General features: G+C 59.9%; 2 protein-coding genes and 1 pseudogene. 1 reads left to right on the forward strand and 2 read right to left on the reverse strand.

The window, feature by feature from the left end; genetic code table 11:
- The first annotated feature begins 161 nt into the window (after window positions 1-161).
- On the forward strand, window positions 162-449 hold the full coding sequence (locus CKW40_RS43565; protein WP_143748530.1) for a hypothetical protein: 288 nt from the start codon (window positions 162-164) through the stop codon (window positions 447-449).
- Between the two features lie 378 nt (window positions 450-827).
- Here the strand turns inward: CKW40_RS43565 and CKW40_RS42125 are convergent.
- Together CKW40_RS42125 and CKW40_RS45890 are read right to left on the reverse strand one after the other, a co-directional pair.
- Window positions 828-1,178, reverse strand: a pseudogene (locus CKW40_RS42125) (ATP-binding protein); the annotation flags it as partial.
- Between the two features lie 219 nt (window positions 1,179-1,397).
- A complete protein-coding gene (locus CKW40_RS45890; RefSeq protein ID WP_244571568.1) occupies window positions 1,398-1,502 on the reverse strand; it encodes an IS4/Tn5 family transposase DNA-binding protein in 105 nt (34 codons plus the stop codon).
- Window positions 1,503-2,000 lie beyond the last annotated feature (498 nt).

Here is a 2,000-nt window from a genome sequence, read left to right on the forward strand (position 1 = left end):
CTTTGTGTTTTCTTTTCAGTTATTTAACCTAAGGACGAAACAGCAGCTGGCTAAGCAAGCCGTGTGTAGCGGACCCGACAAGGACAACAGAAGGTGTCGGATTCCGTTGCCAGCAACCGCGGTCGGCTCCGCAGCAGACCAACAACTGGCCGGACCCCAACTTGCGCTTCGGCTGGGTGGTCGGCGAAGTTGGCCTGGGTTTCGAGCTGGCCACAGGCTTGCATCTGGTGCCGGAGATCTGCAGTCCGAATATGAATGCGGTCGCACCGTGTTATTTGGGGCTGCCGCATCCTTTTGAAGGGCAGCCAGTGGACGAAGACCTAAAGGCACTCGCCCTGGGAACGACATCTTCACTGACACTCGGCGCTAGTAAAGACTTCGTCCCCAGACAAGCTCGCCAAGGACTGCTGTCGTTCTTTGCTCGCGCCGATCCGAACGAAGCGTCATGAAATTCCGAAGCAAACAACGGGGCTGATACGAGAGCGCAACCGCAGGCGCAGAAAACGTCGATGCGTTTCTCCCGTTCGAACTGCCGCCTGCGCGCCCGACACCATCTGTTGAAGGCAAGCTCGAATATAACCGAGCAGGCGCTCGTTCGCCTCGATTTCGCTGGCGATATGATGCCAGGCTCGAGCGGTTATTATGCCTTCGTGCGCAAGGAGTCAGTGATCTCGTCTCTCAATGGTCACGGAATCGGGACCCGTTTTTTTCGCGCAAAAGAGACCCCGGTTTGGAGTGATGAAGGGGCAGGCCGGCGAGCGCCCGATCAGGCGAAGCTGGTCGGGGTTGCACAGCCTGATCGGGCGCGGCTGATTGGCTTTTCGGCTTTAGCTTCGAGATCGTCTCCTGAAACGCCAGGGCTCGTTCCCGGTCTCGACGATCTCGCAATGGTGGGTGGCCCGGTCAAGCAGCGCGGGGTTCATCTTTGCATCGCCGAAGGCGCTCGGCCATTTGCCGAAGGCGAGGTTGGCGATGATGATGCTGGAGATGCGCTCGTAGAGCTTCGAGACCAGATGGAAAGAGCAACTGCCCGCCGGCTTGGCGAAGGGCAGATAGCCGAGTTTGTCGAACATGACGAAGTCGAGCCGGGTGAGTGATCGGCAATGGGCCTGGCGGTCGGAGCGCGTCTCGGTCTCGAGCCTGTTGAGCAGGTCGACGACGTTGAAGAGGCGCCGCCGGTGCCGGCGAGGCTGACGGCCAGGCTTGAGTGCATCAGCATCCCGCACAAGGTCAGCACGTTAGGCTGCCCGGCCTTGTCGCGCCTGGCGTTGATGGTCTTGGTGAATCCGATTTTGCTCGGCTGCGCGCGGCTGCAGATAAATTCGGTCGTGTCCTGCAAGGATAAGGATCGGACCGTCGCCGCAATGCGCGTTCCGGTCGCGGCCCGGGCGAGAACGCTATGTTCGGTCACACGGTGGATTGTCAAAGAAGCGGTAAGCCGCCTTCGCCGCCGCCCAGTCGTCGCACGCCGCCGGGATTGGCTTGCCCGGCGCAGCTGACATCTGATTCAGCAACCGTTGCAGCTAACGCGCCAGACGCTTGTCGGAAGGGCTGCCACAGAAAGCTCTTCCTCCTGCCAAGCGCGCTCGCTACTGCTGGTCTTGTCTCGCGTCCGCGACGCCTCGGTGATCAACGTCACTGACAGAACCACGGCAGATTCATCATATGGGGCAATAGGCCGGCCGACGATGTGGGGCAATCAGCGCGGGCGCGATCGTCGTCGCCCATCCCACAAAAAGGGGCAGGGTTGTAGGAAGTCCCCTCCCCTGCGCGAGCAAGCTTTGGAGAAACCAACATTTCAGTCATGTCGATCCGAAGGGTCGGGGCGACGGTGCTCATGGGATGTGACTCCCGAGATCTGAGATCCTACCCACTCTCATGTTCGCTGTTTCAAGTCGCAGGTGTGAAAAATCGTTCGCTTGCCATGGGCAAGCGTTGTGGCGAAATGGCTGCTCTGGGCAAGGCAGGAGGCACGGTCAATGAACGACGGTTGATCATGC

This window comes from Mesorhizobium carmichaelinearum (assembly GCF_900199455.1).
Lineage (GTDB): Bacteria > Pseudomonadota > Alphaproteobacteria > Rhizobiales > Rhizobiaceae > Mesorhizobium > Mesorhizobium carmichaelinearum.

Bases quoted from the DNA above. Each gene is read 5' to 3' on its own strand.
- CKW40_RS45890 (WP_244571568.1), bottom strand. From the start codon at position 1,502: ATGTCAGCTGCGCCGGGCAAGCCAATCCCGGCGGCGTGCGACGACTGG.